Source organism: Rhodobacter sp. SGA-6-6 (genome assembly GCF_011043545.1).
Taxonomy (GTDB): Bacteria; Pseudomonadota; Alphaproteobacteria; order Rhodobacterales; family Rhodobacteraceae; genus Pseudogemmobacter.
Map to the genome: position 1 here is coordinate 71,749 of NZ_JAAKGP010000003.1, position 15,311 is coordinate 87,059.

A 15,311-nucleotide genomic window follows, 5' to 3' on the forward strand; every position below is an offset into this window, starting at 1 on the left:
CGATGATCCCTCGTCCCCTTGCCGCCCTGCTGGCCGCGCTTGCGCTTTCCGCCTGCGTCGCCCCCGCCCCGCCGCTGACCCCGACCGCCCCGGTTCCCGGCGGCGCGGCGGAGCGCTTCGTCGCCGTCTCCGCCCGGGTCGAGCCGGTGGCCGAGGCGCTCTGCCGGTCGCTGCGCCGCGGGCCGGCCAACTGCGACATCCAGATCGCGGTCGACGACCGGCCCGGCCAGCAGCCGAACGCCTTCCAGACATTGGACGGCAGCGGACGGCCCTATGTCGTCTTCACCCTCTCGCTGATCGAACTGGCGCAGAGCGCCGACGAGCTGGCCTTCGTCATGGGCCACGAGGCGGCGCATCACGTCGCCGGCCACATCCCCCGGCGCGAGGAAAGCGCCCGCACCGGCGCGATCCTCGCCGGGATGCTGGCCGCCGCCTCGGGCCTGTCCACCGAGGAGGTGCGGCAGGCGCAGGGCATCGGCGCCAGCATCGGCGCGCAGCGCTATTCGCAGGACTTCGAGCTGGAGGCCGATGCCCTGGGCGCCGAGATCGCGCTGCGGGCGGGATTCGATCCGGTCGCCGGCGCCCGGTTCTTCGACCGGCTGCCCGATCCGGGCCAGGGCTTCCTCAACACCCATCCGCCGAACGCGATGCGCAAGCAGGTGGTGGCCGAGACCGTCCGCCGCCTGACCGGCAGCTGAGCCGGCTTGATCTGCATCAAGGCCCCCGGCCCCGGCCGCTGGCACCCTGTGCCGGACCGAAGCCCGGGGGCGCGACCCCGGAAGGAGAGGCCGATGCTTGGATATCCCGAAGCCCCGCGCGCCTGGTGGCTGACCCGCGGCATGGCGCGGCTGGTCGGCGTGAACCTGCCGCAGGCGGTGGTGGACGGCTGGCTGTCCCGCGAGGAACTGGCCGCGCTGGTGATGCGCTGCGAGAAATGCACCTGCCACGGCCGCTGCGACAGCTGGCTGGCGCAGTCGGGCGATGCCCATGGCCTACCCGGCTTCTGCCCCAACAAGCCGGGGCTGGAGGCGCTGGCGCCGAACTGAGGCCGGTTGACCGCGCCGCCCTCCGCGGCGACAAGGCGGCATGATCCGCATCGACGATGTCCTGCGCGACCGCGGCTCGCGCTATGCCGTCTCGGGCGGTCCCGTGGGCGAAAGTCCGGGGGGCCGCGCCGGGGCCGAGGCCTTCGTCGCCGCGCTGAAGCGCGAGAAGCGCTTCGCCAAGGCCACCCACAACAGCTGGGCGATGATCTCTTCGGCCGAAGGCCCGCTGAAGAACGACGATGGCGAAAGCGGCGCCGGCGCGGTGATCCTGCGGATGCTGGAGCGCGAGGGGCTGGCCGATTTCGTCGTTGTGGTCACCCGCTGGTATGGCGGGGTGCATCTCGGCGGCGACCGCTTCGCCCATGTCGTGACCTGCGTGCGCGCGCTTCTCGACGTGCGGCGGGCGGGCGGCTAGGCTCCTCCCCGGGGGAAGGGGAGGGCCGGAATGGAATTCCTGCAATCGGAAGCGCGCCGCTTCTGGAACACCGTGGTCTGGAGCCGGGACGGCTGGCGCGCCGCCTGGGCCAGCGAGAAGACGCTGCGGCAATGGACGCTGGTCAACGCCGCCTCGGCCGCGCTGGCGTTTTCGCTGGAGATGACGCCGGGAGAGCGGGCGCTGATCCTGGCGCTCGGGCTCCTGGTGCTGGCGGCGGAACTCCTGAACACCGCGATCGAGGAGGCGGTGAACTACATCTCGACCGAGCAGCATCCGCTGGCCAGGAAGGCCAAGGACTGCGGCAGCGCCGGCGTGGCGCTGGCGGCGCTTGCGGGCGGGGTGGCCTGGGTGGTGGTGTTGGCGGGGTAGGGGTGCGGGGGTGATCCGTCCCTCGGGCCGCGGCCCTCTCCGCCCTACACCTCCTTGTGCGACCCGTCGCAGAAGGGCTTCCTCGCGCTCTGCTTGCAGCCGCAGAGCCAGACCTTCTTCGTCGCCTCGGCGGTGAACTTCAGCGGGGTGAAGCCGGTCGCCTTGTGGCTGCCGTCGCAATAGGGTTGCTTCTGCGACAGCCCGCAGGCGCACCAGAAATAGGTCTTCCCGGCCTCCACCTCCATCGGATAGGCGCCTTCTGGGCGATGTGAGGGATTTCGGTCATGGCTGGCTCCTGCTGGCTCATGCCCGCAGGATGGGCCGGAGCCGGGAAGCGGTCAACCGCAGTCAGGCCACCCGCCCCCAGAGGTCGTATTCCCCGGCCTCGTCCACCTCGACCATGACGATATCGCCCGGCGCCAACCCCTCGAACCCCTCGTCGATGAAGAGGTTGCCGTCGATCTCCGGAGCATCCGCCTTGGTCCGGCAGGTGGCGCCTTCGCCGTCCACCTCGTCCACGATCACCTCCAGCCGCCGTCCGACCTTGGCCGCCAGCTTGGCCTCTGAAATCGCCTGCGCCTTTTCCATGAAGCGGGCGTAGCGCTCTTCCTTCACCTCTTCCGGCACATGGTCCGGCAGGTCGTTCGACCGCGCGCCCTTGACGTTCTCGTATCGGAACGCGCCGACGCGATCCAGCTGCGCCTCGTCCAGCCAGTCGAGCAGGCACTGGAACTCGGCCTCGGTCTCGCCGGGATAACCGACGATGAAGGTCGAGCGCAGCACGATCTCCGGGCAGTCGCGGCGCCAGGCGGCGATCTCGTCCAGGGTGCGGGCGGCGGCGGCCGGGCGGGCCATCCGGCGCAGGGTGTCGGGATGGGCGTGCTGGAACGGGATGTCGAGATAGGGCAGCACCAGCCCCTCGGCCATCGCCGGGATCAGCTCGCGCACATGCGGGTAGGGGTAGACGTAGTGCAGCCGCACCCAGGCGCCGAGCGAACCGAGGTCGCGGGCCAGCGGCAGGATCGGGAACTTCTCCTCCCGCCCCTTCCAGTCGGTGCCGTAGGCGGAGGTGTCCTGGGAGATGACCAGCAACTCCTTCACCCCGGCCTGCACCAGTTTTTCCGCCTCGCGCAGCACGGCCCTGGCCGGGCGGCTGGCCAGCCGCCCCCGCATGTCGGGGATGATGCAGAAGCGGCACCTGTGGTCGCAGCCTTCCGAGATCTTCAGATAGCTGTAGTGCCGCGGGGTCAGGCTGACGCCGGAGGCGGGCAGCAGGTCGATGAACGGGTCCGGCGCCGGCGGCACGGCCGAATGCACCGCATCCAGCACGGATTCGTATTGATGCGGTCCGGTGACGGCCAGCACCTTCGGATGCGCGCCGGTGATGTAATCGGGCTCGGCACCAAGGCAGCCGGTGACGATGACGCGGCCGTTCTCGGCCAGCGCCTCGCCGATGGCCTCCAGGCTCTCGGCCCGGGCGGAATCGAGGAAGCCGCAGGTGTTGACGATGACGGCATCGGCGCCGCGGTAGTCCGGGCTGATCGCATAGCCCTCGGCGCGCAGGCGCGTCAGGATGCGCTCGCTGTCCACCAGCGCCTTGGGGCAGCCGAGGCTGACCATGCCGATGGTCGGCTGGCCCTCGCGCCGGATGTCGGGGACATGGGCGCGGGCAAGGTCGGGGCGGAGGATCGGCGGGTTCTGCGACATGGAAGCGGCATATAGCGCAAGCCCGCGGCCGCAGGAAGGGCGGCGAAGGGATCAGCGGAGCGGCTGCCGCCGCAAGGCTTATCGTTGCGACTGGCGGAATGCCCTTGGCGGGCGTTGTTTGCTGGGGGGCGCTTCGCCCCCCAGACCCCCCGAGGATACTTGAGGGCAGAAAATAGAGGAAAGAGCCCCTCCCATTTTCTGTCTCATAAATATCCCCGCCGGAGGCATCCGCCACTTCAACCCTCATACCCTTGCAGAATCCTTCCGCGGCAGCGCCGCCGAGCGGGGGCTCGATGCTCCCCGAGGCGGCTCCTGCCTCAGGTGCCGAAGAACCGCGCCAGGTCGTCGATCCACCCTTCCGCAAAGGCGTCGAAACGGGGGTTGGGCTGGCGCTTCTCCAGCGTGGCGGCCATCGGGTCGGGGGCGCGGATCGCGCTGCCGGCCAGTTCCTCCAGCACCGCATGGCCGCAGAACGGGACATGGACCTCGGAATAGCCGCCTTCGTGCACCAGCACCAGCCGGCCGCCGCACAGCTCCGCCGCCGCCTGTTTCACCCTAGCGGTCATCTGCCGGAAGGTCTCGGCCGTGGCCAGCATCCGGCCGAGCGGGTCGAAGGCCGAGGCGTCGTAGCCGCAGGCGACCAAGATGGCATCGGGGCGGAAGCGGTGCAGCGCCGGCAGCACGATGCGGTCGAAGGCGGCGAGATAGCCCCTGTGGCCCATCCCCGGCGGCAGCGGGATGTTGAGGTTCGACCCCTCCGCCCCGCGCACATCGGCAGCCCCGGTGTCGAGCGGGTAGTTCGCCTCCTGGTGCAGGCTGATCGTCAGCACCTCGGGATCGTTCAGGAAGATCGCCTCGGTGCCGTTGCCATGGTGCACGTCCCAGTCGACCACGGCGAAGCGGGCGGCGCGGCCTTCGGCCCGGGCGGCCCGGATGGCGATGGCGATGTTCGCCAGCAGGCAGAAGCCGTTCGGCCAGTCGGGCAGGCAATGGTGGCCGGGCGGGCGCGACAAGGCATAGGCGTTGGCGGCCTCTCCCTTCAAAACCGACCGCAGCGCCTCCACCGCCAGCCCGGCGGAAAGAGCGGCGATCTCGTAGCCGCCGGGGCCGAAGGGGGTGCGCAGGCCGAGTTCCCCGCCGCCGGCGTCGGACGCGGCCTTGAAGGCCGAAAGATAGCTTTCCGGGTGGACGCGGGCGAGGTCCTCATGGGTCGCGGGGGCGGCGGAGAGCGGGCGCATCTCGCGCCAGAGGCCCGAGACCTCGGCCAGGTTCTTCAGCCGCCGCTTGGTTTCCGGGTTCTCCGGCAGGCCGGCGGGCAGCGGCTGGACGAAGCCGCCGACCGGCAGAGTCAGCGCGTAATTGCCACCGCCGTGCCAGAAGCAGCGCTCGTCCCAGAAGAATGCGGTGGTCATCGTTGCCTCCCTTTGCGCTCCCCGGGTTTGACACGGGGCGGGACGGAGGTCAAAGGAGGCCATGGCCCGCCCCTCCTTGCCCGACCTCTCCGCCCTTGCCCTCCCCGGCGCCGAATTCGCCGTGCGGGTGACGCCGAATGCCCGGCAGGCGGGGCTGACGGCGGGGGAGCCGATCCGCATCGCGGTGACGGAGGTGCCCGAGGGCGGCCGGGCGACGGCGGCGGCGCAGGAGATGCTGGCGCGGGCGCTCGGGGTGGCGAAGACGCGGCTGGTGCTGGTGCGCGGGGCAACCTCGCGGGACAAGCTGTTCCGGCTGGAGTGACCCCTGCCGTTGCGATGATGCGCGGCTTCGCCGCAAGCCTTTTGTCTCGCCTCTGCGCCTTTTTCAGGCGCAACCGGCTCGGGATTGCCTCCGGCGGGGATATTTAGGGGCAGGTGAAAGGAGATGTTCTTCTGCTGCATTCACCTGCTGCAAATATCCTCAGGGGGTTTGGGGGCAGAATGCCCCCATCAGCCGACAGCAGCCGCAGGAGCCTCCGTTAGCCACCACCAAAAGGAATGCGGCGGCAGCCGCTCCGTTGAATCCCGTCTTCACGGGGCTCCCGGTCGGAACGGGGCGCTGTCCGTCAGCCGCTCGTCCAGCAGCCGGGCGAGTCGGTGCAGCCCCTCGCCCGGAGTGCGCAGCGCCGCCGTCGCCTCGGAAAGCGCTGCGTCGCGGGTCTGGCGGGCGAGGCCGGTCAGGAAGCCGGCCAGGTAGCGCCGCTCCTCTGCCTCCGGGCCGGCCTGCACCGCCTGCGCCGCGCGGGCGAGGTCGTCGTGCAGGGCGGCGGGATCGGCCGAGACCGTGCCGTCTTCCGGCAAGCCAACGGCGGGCCGGCCGGGCAGCAGCGGCAGGATCGTCCTCTGGAACACCGCCAGGCCCGGGAGCGGCTTTTCCAGGAAGGCATCCGCCCCGGCCGCCAGCGCCGCGGCGCGGCCGTCGGGGTCGCCGCTCATTGCCAGCAGCCCCGGGCGGCCGGGGCCGGCGGCAAGGGTGCGGATCAGCCCCTCGCCGCGCCCGTCGGGCAGGCCGAGGTCTACCAGCACCGCATCCGGGCGGTAGACCCGCAGATGGGCATCGGCCTCCTCCAGCGTCGCCGCCCGCCGCAGTCGCGCGCCGGAGCGCTGGCAGAACAGCCGCAGCGCGTCGCAGGCGAGGCGGCTGTCCTCCACCGCCAGCAGCGTGACGCCCTGCAGCGGCAGGCCGGTCCCGCGCGGCAGCGGCGGCGGCAGGATGACGGGATCGGGGATGGCGGGCATGGCGGTCCCTCCTTTCCGGTCCAGCCTGCGCGGCAAAGGGTGAAGGCCGGGTAAACGCGCGCGCATTTCCGGCCTGCGGCGCGCAGGCCCCTTGCCCCCCGCCCCCGCCCCGCCCATAAGGCGGCAAAGCCTTGCCTTTGGGAGCCCCAGATGATCGGACGCCTGAACCATGTGGCCATCGCCGTGCCCGACCTCGCCGCGGCCTCGGCGCAATACCGCGACACCCTGGGCGCCAGGGTCGGCGCGCCGCAGGACGAGCCCGCCCATGGCGTGACCGTGGTCTTCATCGACCTGCCGAACACCAAGATCGAACTCCTCTATCCGCTGGGCGAGAATTCCCCCATCGCCGGCTTCCTGGAGAAGAACCCCGCCGGCGGCATCCACCACATCTGCTACGAGGTGGACGACATCCTCGCCGCCCGCGACCGGCTGAAGGCGCAGGGCGCGCGCGTGCTCGGCAATGGCGAGCCGAAGATCGGCGCCCATGGCAAGCCGGTGCTGTTCCTGCATCCGAAGGACTTCAACGGCTGCCTGGTGGAGCTGGAACAGGCATGACCATCACCGGCGCAGTCGTCCTCTATGCGGTGCTCTGGTTCCTGACCTTCTACATCGTGCTGCAGGTCCGCACCCGCACCCAGGCCGAATCGGGCGAGGAGATCGTGCCCGGCACCCCCCCGGGCGCCCCGGCGGTGGAGGATGTCGGCCGCAGCGCCAGGATCGCCACGCTTTACGCCACCGTGATCTGGGCGGCGGTGGCGGGCATCATCCTGTCGGGCTGGATCACGCTGGAAGACATCGACCTGTTCAACCAGCTCGGCTTCCACAAGGTCGACTGAGGGCTACCGTCCCGCCGCCGCCAGCCGGTGGTAGAGATGGGTGAAGGTCGCGGCCCCCAGCACCGGCACGATCAGGTTCACCAGAGGCACCGACAGCGGGATCGACATCAGCGTGCCCGCCAGCCAGACCGCGCCGAAGTTGCGCTTGCGCATCGCCTTCGCCTCCGCGCGCGGCAGCCGGCGCAGGGCGACGGTCATGAAATACTCGCGCCCCAGCAGCAGCCCGTTCAGCCCCCAGAAGGCCAGGGTGTAGAACGGTCCGGTCAGCGGCAGCAGCACCACCAGGCCGATGACGTTGACGACCAGGATCAGGCCCAGGAGGTTCAGCGTCTCGACCAGGGCCGAGCGGGCGTCGGGCGTGGCGGGGGGCAGGTAGGGGTAGTGCCGGGCCTCGACCGCGGCGGCCACGTCGTCGATGAAAAGTCCCGAGAAGGCCCCCGCCACCGGCACCATCAGGAAGATCGACAGGACCAGCATGAAGGCCAGCGAGGCCCAGCCGAGGAACTGGTGCACCCCCTCGACGGTGCCGAGCCAGGGCAGGGTCACCGCATCCGGGGTCAGTGCCTGGATCGCCATCAGGAACAGCGCGTAAAGCCCGAACAGCAGCGCCAGCGCCAGCGCGACGCCCAGCAGGATCACCCGCAGGAAGCGCCCGTCGCCGATCTGGCCGAGCGCCTTCAGGAAATCGCCGAGGATCACGCCTCGGCCCAGCTGACCAGCCGGGCCGGGTCGGGCCGCGGGCGGTCCGGCCCGTCCTCGGGCGGGGTGCCGATATGGACGATGCCGGCGACGGTCTCCCCGCCTTCGCAGCCGAAGGCGCGGGCGCGGAATTCCGGGTCATGCGCCGGCCAGCCGGTCAGCCAGCAGGCGCCCCAGCCCGCCGCGGTGGCGGCGTTGACGATGTTCAGGCACAGCGCGCCGGCCGACAGCAGCTGCTCCACCGCCGGAATCTTGTCCGAGGCTTTCGGCGAGGCGATCACCGCCACCGCCAGCTGGCCCTTGTCGAACTGTCCGCGGCCCTTGGCGATCTTCTCCTCGTCGCCCCCCAGCTCCTTCGCCCGGGCCTCGGCCAGGCCGGCCAGCCGGGCGAAGGCGGGCTTTTCGATCACCACCAGCCGCCAAGGCTCCAGCTTGCCATGGTCGGGGACGCGCAGGGCGGCGGTCAGGATGCGCATCAGCGCGTCCCGGTCGGGCACCGGGGCGGTGAACAGCTTCGCCGGGCGCGAGCGGCGGGCGGCGAGGAAATCGAAGGCGGCTTGGTTCGGCGCGGGCATGGTCACTCCGGGATCGGGATCGGAGGGGAAGGTAAGCCGCGCCGCCCGTCTGCGCCAGTCCCGGCGGCTGGCCTGCGCCAGCGGGCGCTGATCGCCTCGGCCATCGTCGCCTCGCCGCAGCTTCTGATCGCCGACGAGCCGACCACCGCGCTGGACGTGAACATCCAGGCCCGGATCATCGACCTGCTGCAGGAGCTGAAGCAGGCGGGCATGGGGCTTCTCTTCGTCAGCCACGATCTGGCGGTGGTCTCGACCGTGGCCGACCATGTCGTGGTGATGAACGAGGGCCGGGCGGTGGAGCAGGGGCCGACGGCGCAGGTGCTGGAGGACCCGGCCCACAGCTACACCCGGATGCTGATCGCCGCCATGCCCAGCCGGGCGCCGGTCGGCGCGCGGCTCTCGTCGGTGGACCTGCCGCCCGGATCGGCCTTCCGGTCGTCGCGGGTGCGGTCCGAAGGCGATGCCCCGGCGCTGTCGGCGCGCGGGCTGCACAAGAGCTAAAGCCTGCCCGACGGGTCGCGGGTGGGGGCGGTGCTGGACGTGTCCTTCGACCTGGCGCGCGGGGAACGGACGAGGGCGAGATCACCCTGTTCGGCCAGCCCTGGACCCGCCTGCCCGAGAAAGAGCGCACCGCCCGCCGCCCGCGCATCCAGCTGATCGCGCAGGACCCGCTGGGCGCGTTCGTCACCCATGCCAATGCCGCCTTGCTCTTCCCGCACCGCCGCAACCGCAGCGACGAGGTGCTGTGGGCGCTGGCGCAGACCGGCGGCGTGATCGGCTGCGCCGCCTATCGCAACATCACCCCGGAAAGCGCCTGCGCCAGCGCGCTCGGCTTTGCCGAGATGGTCGCCCGCACGGTCGAGATCGCCGGGGTGGACCATGTCGGGATCGGCACCGATTTCAGCTATCATTCCGACGACAAGTTCCGCGACTGGATGCGCAAGGGCCGCTGGACCTGCTCGGTCCAGTATGGCGCCGGCTCGGCCGCCAACCCGGGCGAGGTGGACGATCCCGACTGGCTGCAAGGCCCGGAACAACTGCGCGACCTGATCCCCGCGCTGCGGCAAGTCGGCTTCTCGGAAGAAGATGTCGGCAAGATCATGGGCGGCAACTGGCTGCGGCTTTACGAGACCGTCTTCGGCTGAGCCACGCCGGGGCCGGCCCATGCGGGCAGGGGAAGGCGGAGGCGCTCCCGCTCCGTTTCTCCTGCCCGCGGATATTCTTTCCCCGACATGCAAGCGATTCCCGCGATCTCGGCCATTTGATGCCGCAGGGGGCGGCGGGTTCTTGCCGTGGGGCGGGGGTGGCCCTAGGCTTTGTTTCCAAATCATAAACGTGGAAGGGGGCGTCGATGCGGTGGCTGTTGCGGGCGGTCGGGGCCCTGCTGGTCCTGGGGCTTCTGGCGCTTGGCCTGCTGGCCCTTGTCCCTTCGGACCGGATCGCCCAGGCCGCGGCGCAGCAGTTCGAGCGGCTGACCGGCCGGGCCCTGCAGATCGAGGGCGATGTCTCGCCGCGGTTCTGGCCCGTCCTCGGCGTCACCACCGGCCCGGTCACGGTGGCCAATGCCGACTGGTCCGACGAGGGGCCGATGTTCCGCGCCGAAAGCCTGACGGTCGAGATCAACGCCTCGGCCCTTCTGGGCGGCGAGATCCGCATCCTCGGCCTGCGCGCCGAACGGCCGCAGATTCTGCTGGAGCGGGCCAAGGACGGGCGCGAGAACTGGGTCTTCGGCGGCGGCGGCGCGGCGGGCGAGGTGAGCACCGAGACCCCGGGCGTCGGCCGGGCCTATACGCTGGAAGAGGGGCTGATCCGCGGCGGCACCCTGCGCTTCATCGACCACGGCACCGGGCAGGACATCGCGCTGGACGATGTCGGGGCGCGGCTGGCGATCCCGGATTTCTCCGGCCCCTTCACCCTGTCGGCCGAGGCGCTGGTGCAGGGCCAGCCGGTCAGCCTGGCGGCCGAGGCCGGGGTGTTCTCGGCCTTCACCGAGGGCCGGATCGTGCCGCTGTCGCTGACCGCCGGAGTCGGCGGGGCGACGGTCTCCTTCGAGGGCCGCGGCGGCTGGCAGCCGCTGGCGGCCGAGGGCGCGCTGAAGGCGGAACTCTCCGACCTGTCCGGCCTGGCCGCGCTGGCCGGCGGCACGGCGCCGGACCTGCCGCAGGGACTGGGGGCGCAAAGCCTGTCGGTGGCGGGGCTGCTGACGCTGGACGGCAGCGGCGCGGCCTATCTGCGTCAGGCCACGATCCGGGCCGACGGCAACACCATCACCGGCGAGATGGACCTGAAGCCCGGCAAGGACCGGCCGAAGCTGACTGCGAATCTTTCCGCCGGGGCGCTGGCGCTGCCGGGGATTTCTGGCGGGCAGGGCGGCGGGGCCGGCGGCGGCATGGAGGCCGCGGGCTGGCCGACCGACCGGATCGACGTCTCGGCCCTGGGCCTGATCGACGCCGAGGTGGCGCTGGTCGCCGGCTCGGTGGACCTCGGGCTGGTGAAGTTCGGCGAGACAAGGGTGATCATGGCGCTGGACCGGGCGCGGGCGGTGTTCGACATCCGCAAGCTGGCGGCCTATGGCGGCGCGGTCACCGGCGAATTCGTGGTGAACGGTCGCGGCGGCCTGTCGGTCGGCGGCAAGCTGGCGCTGGCGGGGCTGCAGATGCAGCCGCTGTTGGTCGACGTGTCCGGCTGGGACCGGCTGATCGCGCAGGGCAACCTGACGCTGAACTTCCTGGGCGTCGGCAATTCCGTCGACGAGATCATGCGCGGGCTGAAGGGCGACGGCAGCCTGAGCCTCGGCAAGGGCGAGCTGAAGGGCCTCGACATCGGCGGGATGCTGCGGACGCTGGACGCGGGCTATGTCGGTGAGGGCCAGAAGACCATCTTCGACGGCGTCGCCGCCAGCTTCTCCATCGTCGGCGGCGTGCTGACCAACAGCGACCTGAAACTGGTCGCGCCCTATGTCACCGCCACCGGCGCGGGAGAGGTCGGGCTGGGGACGCGGACGCTGAACTACCGGCTGCGGCCGACGGCGCTGGCGGGCGAGGATGGCTCGGGCGGGGTGATGGTGCCGCTGCTGATCACCGGGCCGTGGTCGAAGCCCAGCTTCAAGCTGGACCTGGAAACCATCGCCCGCGAGAAGATGGAGGCCGAGGCGAGGGCGGCCGAGGAGCGGCTGAAGGCCGAGGCCGCGGCGGCGGAGGCGAAGGCCAAGGCCGAGCTGGAGGCGAAGCTGAAGGAGGAACTCGGCGTCGAGGCGGTCGAGGGCGAAAGCCTGGAGGAGGCCGCGAAGCGCCGCGCGCAGGAGGCGCTGGACGCCGAGGCGCGCAGGCTGCTGGAGGGGATTCTGGGCGGGAATTGAGCCTGGGTCGGTAAGGCCTATCGCACTCCCCGGGCGGGAGAAGGCGAGGCATTGCCTCGCCCCCGCCCGTGCGCAGCGGGTGCACCCGGAGACGGTGGCAGCACGAGTCCCGAGAGGCCAGCGCCCGCCGAGGGCGGGGCGGGCGCTGGCCGGGCCTTGGGGGCCCGGCCGGACAAGGAGAAGCGTGGCGCCGTGGCGAAGGCACGCGCCTTCGCCATGGAGATTGGGAAGGGCGATCCGCCCGGGCCATCCCGGCAAACGGCCAGTCAGTCTGCGTCTGATGCCGATCCGCCCCAGAAGCGGAAGCGCGCAAGAGAAAAGGGGCGGCCTTGCGGCCGCCCCTTCCGTTCTGCATCTCGCAGGGCCTTCCGCTTATTGCACGACCGAGGTCGGGCGCGGCGTGGTGCCGGTTTCGGCCGGCAGCACCGGCAGCGTCACCGCCGGCAGCGTGCCGGTCAGGCTTTCCAGGAAGGCGACCAGTTGCGCGGTCTCTTCCGGCTTCAGCTCTTCGCCCAGCTGGCTTTCGGCCATGATCTCGACCGCCACGTTCAGGTCCCAGACCTTGCCCGAGTGGAAATAGGGCGCGGTCAGGGCGATGTTGCGCAGCGGCGCGGCGCGGAACACGTATTCGTCGTCCGCCGTATCGGTCACCGCGAAGCGGCCCTTGTCGCCCTCGGGCAGGATCTCGGAGCCGGGCTTCTCGATCAGGCCGAAGGGATAGTAGCCATGGCCGCCCACGTTCACGCCCGAGTGGCAGGAGGAGCAGCCCTTGTCCATGAACAGCTGCAGCCCGGCCTTGGCCTCGGCCGTAAGCGCGTTGTCGTCGCCGTTCAGCCAAGCGTCGAACGGGGCCGGGGTGATCAGCGTGGCCTCGAAGGCCTCGATCGCCTTGGCCATGTTGTCGAAGTTGACCGGGTTCTCCTCGCCCGGGAAGGCGGCGGTGAACCAGTCCACATATTGCGGCATCGAGGCCAGCGTGGCCTCCACCTGCGCCGGGGTGTTCGCCATCTCGACGCCGGCCTGGATCGGGCCCTTGGCCTGGGCGGCCAGGTCTTCGGCGCGGCCGTCCCAGAACTGCGCCTCGTTCAGCACCGAGTTCAGCGCGGTCGGCGCGTTGCGGGGGCCCTTCTGCCAGCCGTGGCCGACCGAGGTTTCCATGTTGTCGTCGCCGCCGGTGGTCAGGTTGTGGCAGCTGTAGCAGCTGAACACGCCCGAGGCCGACAGCCGCGGGTCGAAGAACAGGGCCTTGCCAAGGTCGATCTTCGCCGGGGTCACCGGGTTGTCCTTGACGGCCGGAACGGTGGAGGGGAGGGGCTTGAAGGTTTCAAGCGCAAGGTCGCGCAACGGCTCCGCGCCGGCGGCACCGGCAAGGGCTGTCGTGACCAGCGCAAGGGTCGTGATAAGGCGCATCTGGCTCTCCTGTCTTTTCTTCCTTGTCCGCGCGAAGGGACAAAAGCAGATGCGGCAGGCGCGGGCCATGATTTAGATCAATTCTAAATCAAGGGCCGGCGATGCATCTTTGATGGAAGGGGTGGGATTTGCCAAGATACTGATCCGAAAGGATAATAATGCATCCTGCCTTCGGCGGGACCGAAAAAGAAAATCACCGCCCTGAGGCGGCGATCTGTTGTCGTGGAGGGTGGCCGTGCCGCTTTCAGCGGCGGCGGTCGCGCCGCGCGCTCATCGGCTGGAAGGCAACGCCGACATGGGCCTCGCAATAGGGCTTGCCGGGCAGGCTGGGCAGGCCGCAGAACCAGAAATCCTCGGTCGCCGGGTCGCCGATCGGCCATTTGCAGGTGCGCTCGGTCAGTTCCATCAGCGTCAGCTTGCGGGCGCGCTTCTCCACCTCGCGCACCGAGGCCAGCGCCTCGGGGCTGATCTCGTTCAGGCTGGGCTGCGGCGGCAGCGGCTGGCCGGCGGGGACGATGGCCTTGCGCACCGGCAGCGGGGTGACATTGGTCGCCGGGGCGGCGGCGGGCGCCGCGGCGGGGCGTTCGGCCGCCGGGCGCGGGGCCTCGGCCTTCGGCGCGGCCGGCTCCGGCCGGGCGGCGGCAGCGGGGGCCGGTTCCGCCCGCGGCGCGGCGGCGGGGGCGGCCGGCGCGGCCTCCTCCTCGTCCTTGCCGCCGACGCGGTTCGACAGGCCGAGGCGATGGACCTTACCGATCACCGCATTGCGGGTGACCCCACCCAGTTCCTTGGCGATCTGGCTGGCCGACTGGCCCTCGGCCCACATGCGCTTGAGCGTCTCGACGCGCTCGTCCGTCCAGGACATCTGTCTCTCCGCCTGTCTGAAATCCCGGGCATTCTATCCCTTTGCGCCGGGGGGCCGCAAGGGCGGCTCTTGCGGGAAGACGGTGCGTCGCCCTAGCATCGCCGCAGCCGATGGGAGGCCCGCGATGACCCCGCCGAAGACCAGCCCCAACCCCGACCTCGCCGTGGGCGCGGATCGCCGCCCGCGCTGGAACTCGGCCCCCGGGCGGCGGCACGGGTTCCACAATCTGCACCGGCTGGCGCGCTATGTGCAGGGCTTCCGCGCCGGCCGGGTGCTGGACCTGCGGCTGTCGGCCGACCTGTCGATCCCGGCGCGCGAGGACGTGCGGCGGCTGACCGCCAGCCCCTGGTTCTCGGCCATGGCGGTGACCGAGGGCAACCGGCTGCTGTTCGAGGCCTATGCCCCGGACTTCGGCCCCGACCGGCCGCATTCGATCATGTCGGTCTCGAAGATGGCGATGAACCTGATCCTCGGCCGGCCGTGGGAGGAGGGGCGGCTGGACCTGTCGGCGACGGTGGGCGAGGTGCTGCCCTGGATCGGCCCGGGCTACCACGGCGCCCGCCTGCAGGACGTGCTGAACATGAACGTCCACAACGGCTATGACGAGGATTACCACAACCCCGACACCACCGCCTTTCTGCACGAGGCGGCGATGGGGATGCGGCTGGCCGAGGCGGAGGAGCCGACCAACAAGGGCTTCCTCGCCGGCATCGGCCTGGCCCCCGGGGCCGCGGACACGGCGAACCCCGGCCCGACCTGCCTTTACAAGAGCGCCAACACCGACGTGCTGGCGGCGGTGGCCGAGGCTGTCGGCGGCCGCCCGCTGCCGGCCTGGCTCGCCGATCTCGCCGACGCGGCGGGGGTGGAGGGGATGCTGCACATGGCCTGCGACCGCAGCGGCTTTCCGGTGTTCAACGGCGGCATCTGCCTGACCGCGCGCGACCTCTGCCGCTATGGCGCGGTCTTCGCCCGGAAGGGGCAGGGGGTGGACGGCCGGCCCTTCGGCTCCGCCGCCTTCATCGCCCGCACGCTGGAGGGCGGCGTGCCGATGCCCGCCCCGCGCGCCCATCTGCGCTATTCCAACCAGACCAACACCGACGGCAACTGGCTGGGCCACGGCGGCTATGGCGGCCAGTATCTGGTGGCCGATCCCGAAACCGGCCGGGTGGCCTGCTTCCTGTCGGTGCTGCAGGACGAGGACGGCTACGACAGCGCCTGGTATCCGCCGGTGATCGCCATGCTGTCGGAGATCTGCGCCGGCAGGTGAGGCAAAGGCGCGGCTGCCGCCGCAAGCCTTTATCG

General features: G+C 71.0%; 19 protein-coding genes and 1 pseudogene. 11 read left to right on the forward strand and 9 right to left on the reverse strand.

Annotated features, from left to right (window positions below; translation table 11 throughout):
• The first annotated feature begins 2 nt into the window (after nt 1-2).
• The 4 genes from G5B31_RS06725 to G5B31_RS06740 all read left to right on the forward strand — a co-directional run bounded on the left by G5B31_RS06725 (nt 3) and on the right by G5B31_RS06740 (nt 1,851).
• On the forward strand, nt 3-698 hold the full coding sequence (locus G5B31_RS06725; protein ID WP_165015066.1) for a M48 family metallopeptidase: 696 nt from the start codon (nt 3-5) through the stop codon (nt 696-698).
• A gap of 93 nt (nt 699-791) precedes the next feature.
• A complete protein-coding gene (locus tag G5B31_RS06730) occupies nt 792-1,046 on the forward strand; it encodes a DUF6455 family protein (protein WP_165015069.1) in 255 nt (84 codons plus the stop codon).
• Between the two features lie 40 nt (nt 1,047-1,086).
• Nucleotides 1,087-1,461 carry a YigZ family protein gene (locus tag G5B31_RS06735; protein ID WP_165015072.1) on the forward strand — a complete coding sequence of 125 codons (375 nt, stop codon included), beginning with the start codon at nt 1,087-1,089 and terminating at the stop codon, nt 1,459-1,461.
• 30 nt (nt 1,462-1,491) lie between these two features.
• Nucleotides 1,492-1,851, forward strand: a complete 360-nt coding sequence (locus G5B31_RS06740; protein ID WP_165015075.1) for a diacylglycerol kinase — start codon at nt 1,492-1,494, stop codon at nt 1,849-1,851.
• Nucleotides 1,852-1,895: 44 nt separating this feature from the next.
• Here the strand turns inward: G5B31_RS06740 and G5B31_RS06745 are convergent.
• The 3 genes and pseudogenes from G5B31_RS06745 to G5B31_RS06755 all read right to left on the reverse strand — a co-directional run bounded on the left by G5B31_RS06745 (nt 1,896) and on the right by G5B31_RS06755 (nt 4,970).
• Nucleotides 1,896-2,137: pseudogene (locus G5B31_RS06745) on the reverse strand (CDGSH iron-sulfur domain-containing protein).
• Between the two features lie 62 nt (nt 2,138-2,199).
• Nucleotides 2,200-3,558 carry a 30S ribosomal protein S12 methylthiotransferase RimO gene (gene rimO / locus G5B31_RS06750; protein ID WP_165015081.1) on the reverse strand — a complete coding sequence of 453 codons (1,359 nt, stop codon included), beginning with the start codon at nt 3,556-3,558 and terminating at the stop codon, nt 2,200-2,202.
• Nucleotides 3,559-3,875: 317 nt separating this feature from the next.
• A complete protein-coding gene (locus tag G5B31_RS06755; protein WP_165015084.1) occupies nt 3,876-4,970 on the reverse strand; it encodes a class II histone deacetylase in 1,095 nt (364 codons plus the stop codon).
• A 61-nt stretch (nt 4,971-5,031) separates the two neighbouring features.
• On the opposite strand from G5B31_RS06755, the gene G5B31_RS06760 reads away from it, so the two are divergent.
• On the forward strand, nt 5,032-5,292 hold the full coding sequence (locus tag G5B31_RS06760; RefSeq protein ID WP_165015087.1) for a DUF167 domain-containing protein: 261 nt from the start codon (nt 5,032-5,034) through the stop codon (nt 5,290-5,292).
• A 269-nt stretch (nt 5,293-5,561) separates the two neighbouring features.
• Here the strand turns inward: G5B31_RS06760 and G5B31_RS06765 are convergent, their stop codons facing one another.
• Nucleotides 5,562-6,269, reverse strand: a complete 708-nt coding sequence (locus G5B31_RS06765; protein ID WP_165015090.1) for a response regulator — start codon at nt 6,267-6,269, stop codon at nt 5,562-5,564.
• A gap of 150 nt (nt 6,270-6,419) precedes the next feature.
• On the opposite strand from G5B31_RS06765, the gene mce reads away from it, so the two are divergent.
• Together mce and G5B31_RS06775 are read left to right on the forward strand one after the other, a co-directional pair.
• Entirely contained in the window at nt 6,420-6,824 is a 405-nt protein-coding gene (mce, locus tag G5B31_RS06770) for a methylmalonyl-CoA epimerase (RefSeq protein ID WP_165015093.1), read from the forward strand.
• Nucleotides 6,821-7,105 (forward strand): DUF1467 family protein, encoded by a 285-nt coding sequence (locus G5B31_RS06775; RefSeq protein ID WP_165015096.1) that lies wholly within the window; start codon nt 6,821-6,823, stop codon nt 7,103-7,105. The genes mce and G5B31_RS06775 overlap by 4 nt, the downstream gene beginning before the upstream one ends.
• 3 nt (nt 7,106-7,108) lie before the next feature.
• Here the strand turns inward: G5B31_RS06775 and G5B31_RS06780 are convergent, their stop codons facing one another.
• Together G5B31_RS06780 and G5B31_RS06785 are read right to left on the reverse strand one after the other, a co-directional pair.
• Nucleotides 7,109-7,801: an EI24 domain-containing protein gene (locus G5B31_RS06780; RefSeq protein WP_346763896.1), complete on the reverse strand. Its 693-nt coding sequence runs from the start codon at nt 7,799-7,801 to the stop codon at nt 7,109-7,111.
• Nucleotides 7,801-8,379 (reverse strand): nitroreductase, encoded by a 579-nt coding sequence (locus tag G5B31_RS06785; RefSeq protein ID WP_165015103.1) that lies wholly within the window; start codon nt 8,377-8,379, stop codon nt 7,801-7,803. The genes G5B31_RS06780 and G5B31_RS06785 overlap by 1 nt, the downstream gene beginning before the upstream one ends.
• Between G5B31_RS06785 and G5B31_RS06790 the strand changes: the two genes are divergently transcribed.
• A complete protein-coding gene (locus tag G5B31_RS06790) occupies nt 8,362-8,880 on the forward strand; it encodes an ABC transporter ATP-binding protein (protein ID WP_205911835.1) in 519 nt (172 codons plus the stop codon). The genes G5B31_RS06785 and G5B31_RS06790 overlap by 18 nt on opposite strands.
• Here the strand turns inward: G5B31_RS06790 and G5B31_RS21015 are convergent.
• Entirely contained in the window at nt 8,877-9,071 is a 195-nt protein-coding gene (locus G5B31_RS21015) for a hypothetical protein (RefSeq protein ID WP_205911836.1), read from the reverse strand. The genes G5B31_RS06790 and G5B31_RS21015 overlap by 4 nt on opposite strands.
• Before the next feature lie 12 nt (nt 9,072-9,083).
• Between G5B31_RS21015 and G5B31_RS21020 the strand changes: the two genes are divergently transcribed.
• Both G5B31_RS21020 and G5B31_RS06800 read left to right on the forward strand, forming a co-directional pair.
• Nucleotides 9,084-9,524, forward strand: a complete 441-nt coding sequence (locus G5B31_RS21020) for a membrane dipeptidase (RefSeq protein WP_205911837.1) — start codon at nt 9,084-9,086, stop codon at nt 9,522-9,524.
• A 206-nt stretch (nt 9,525-9,730) separates the two neighbouring features.
• The gene (locus G5B31_RS06800) at nt 9,731-11,737 is read left to right on the forward strand and encodes an AsmA family protein (RefSeq protein WP_165015106.1); all 2,007 of its coding nucleotides are present in this window, start codon (nt 9,731-9,733) and stop codon (nt 11,735-11,737) included.
• A 372-nt stretch (nt 11,738-12,109) separates the two neighbouring features.
• Here G5B31_RS06800 and G5B31_RS06805 read toward each other — a convergent pair whose 3' ends face one another.
• Both G5B31_RS06805 and G5B31_RS06810 read right to left on the reverse strand, forming a co-directional pair.
• The gene (locus G5B31_RS06805) at nt 12,110-13,147 is read right to left on the reverse strand and encodes a cytochrome-c peroxidase (RefSeq protein WP_165015109.1); all 1,038 of its coding nucleotides are present in this window, start codon (nt 13,145-13,147) and stop codon (nt 12,110-12,112) included.
• 244 nt (nt 13,148-13,391) lie between these two features.
• A complete protein-coding gene (locus G5B31_RS06810) occupies nt 13,392-14,009 on the reverse strand; it encodes a GcrA family cell cycle regulator (protein ID WP_165015112.1) in 618 nt (205 codons plus the stop codon).
• Between the two features lie 124 nt (nt 14,010-14,133).
• Between G5B31_RS06810 and G5B31_RS06815 the strand changes: the two genes are divergently transcribed.
• Entirely contained in the window at nt 14,134-15,276 is a 1,143-nt protein-coding gene (locus G5B31_RS06815; RefSeq protein WP_165015115.1) for a serine hydrolase, read from the forward strand.
• The last annotated feature ends 35 nt before the right edge of the window (nt 15,277-15,311 follow it).

Excerpts from the sequence above, each read along its gene's own strand:
- G5B31_RS06760 (WP_165015087.1), top strand. The coding sequence starts at position 5,032 with ATGGCCCGCCCCTCCTTGCCCGACCTCTCCGCCCTTGCCCTCCCCGGC.
- G5B31_RS06740 (WP_165015075.1), top strand. The coding sequence starts at position 1,492 with ATGGAATTCCTGCAATCGGAAGCGCGCCGCTTCTGGAACACCGTGGTC.
- mce (WP_165015093.1), top strand. The coding sequence starts at position 6,420 with ATGATCGGACGCCTGAACCATGTGGCCATCGCCGTGCCCGACCTCGCC.
- G5B31_RS06815 (WP_165015115.1), top strand. The coding sequence starts at position 14,134 with ATGACCCCGCCGAAGACCAGCCCCAACCCCGACCTCGCCGTGGGCGCG.
- G5B31_RS06755 (WP_165015084.1), bottom strand. The coding sequence starts at position 4,970 with ATGACCACCGCATTCTTCTGGGACGAGCGCTGCTTCTGGCACGGCGGT.
- G5B31_RS21015 (WP_205911836.1), bottom strand. The coding sequence starts at position 9,071 with ATGGGTGACGAACGCGCCCAGCGGGTCCTGCGCGATCAGCTGGATGCG.
- rimO (WP_165015081.1), bottom strand. The coding sequence starts at position 3,558 with ATGTCGCAGAACCCGCCGATCCTCCGCCCCGACCTTGCCCGCGCCCAT.
- G5B31_RS06735 (WP_165015072.1), top strand. The coding sequence starts at position 1,087 with ATGATCCGCATCGACGATGTCCTGCGCGACCGCGGCTCGCGCTATGCC.
- G5B31_RS06785 (WP_165015103.1), bottom strand. The coding sequence starts at position 8,379 with ATGCCCGCGCCGAACCAAGCCGCCTTCGATTTCCTCGCCGCCCGCCGC.
- G5B31_RS06800 (WP_165015106.1), top strand. The coding sequence starts at position 9,731 with ATGCGGTGGCTGTTGCGGGCGGTCGGGGCCCTGCTGGTCCTGGGGCTT.
- G5B31_RS06730 (WP_165015069.1), top strand. The coding sequence starts at position 792 with ATGCTTGGATATCCCGAAGCCCCGCGCGCCTGGTGGCTGACCCGCGGC.
- G5B31_RS06775 (WP_165015096.1), top strand. The coding sequence starts at position 6,821 with ATGACCATCACCGGCGCAGTCGTCCTCTATGCGGTGCTCTGGTTCCTG.
- G5B31_RS06765 (WP_165015090.1), bottom strand. The coding sequence starts at position 6,269 with ATGCCCGCCATCCCCGATCCCGTCATCCTGCCGCCGCCGCTGCCGCGC.
- G5B31_RS06805 (WP_165015109.1), bottom strand. The coding sequence starts at position 13,147 with ATGCGCCTTATCACGACCCTTGCGCTGGTCACGACAGCCCTTGCCGGT.
- G5B31_RS06810 (WP_165015112.1), bottom strand. The coding sequence starts at position 14,009 with ATGTCCTGGACGGACGAGCGCGTCGAGACGCTCAAGCGCATGTGGGCC.
- G5B31_RS06725 (WP_165015066.1), top strand. The coding sequence starts at position 3 with ATGATCCCTCGTCCCCTTGCCGCCCTGCTGGCCGCGCTTGCGCTTTCC.